The following is a 797-nucleotide window of genomic DNA, read 5'->3' as shown; positions in this document are numbered from 1 at the left end:
GCTGATAGCCGTTCATTGCGTGCCTTCCTGGAAAAGGGATCAAACCCTTATAAAACCTAGGATTTCGCACTTCGAAATAGAATCCACCCGCTTACAGGCTCAATAGTCGATAATATATATTATGTTAAATCAATGCGCTGGCGGCACGAATCTTGCATAAGTGTCTGCGCCGGGTTCTTCGCCCAGGAGCCGAAGTAATGATCGGATTTGACCCCAAGGAAATAGCCCGTGCAGGCTTGGCGCACCGCGCCTTCGACGTCGCCTAGGCCATATACCGCATCTGCCGCTACCCATGAAAAGGGTACATCCGCCGCCAGCGCACGCCTTATCATCTCGACCCAAGGCGGGCTTGGCGGCAAAGGACACAGTCTCTGGAACATGGGTGGCGGCAAGCTTTGTCCGATCACCAGTCCAGCTCTTGGGCAAGTAGAGGGCTCGATCGACAAAGGCATGACCCCGAGCCGAAACATAGGTCGCGAACACCGATCTGGCAGTTTGTTGTCTTGCCTGCCGAACCGGTATATTGGTGTGCGACACCGCAGGTGGCATCGCCCTTCTTAAGGAAGCCGGTCTCGTCGATGGCCAGAACAGCGTCATCTGGGGCAAGGTTCTCTACGACATAGTCACGCACGATGTCTTGAAGACCGTCTGCGTCCCAGCGCCCGCGACCCAGAATGGCCTGCTGTCGCCAGGGCTCAGGATCTCCGGCCGCCTCTGCACGCATCCATCCTGTTTTGCGCCGTTTCTCACCCAACAAACCATCCAGGAAAAGATTGGCCGATGCCGCAACGCGTTCC

Annotated in this window: 1 pseudogene; it reads right to left on the bottom strand. The window is 56.2% G+C overall.

Annotation, left to right across the window (positions count from 1 at the left end):
- Positions 1-182: 182 nt before the first annotated feature.
- Positions 183-797 (bottom strand): annotated as a pseudogene (locus A0J57_RS25770) (IS701 family transposase); the annotation flags it as partial.

Origin of the sequence: Sphingobium sp. 22B, from assembly GCF_001580035.1 — a bacterium.
GTDB classification, from domain to species: Bacteria; Pseudomonadota; Alphaproteobacteria; order Sphingomonadales; family Sphingomonadaceae; genus Sphingobium; species Sphingobium fuliginis.
This window is presented reverse-complemented; position numbering and strand designations above follow the sequence as displayed.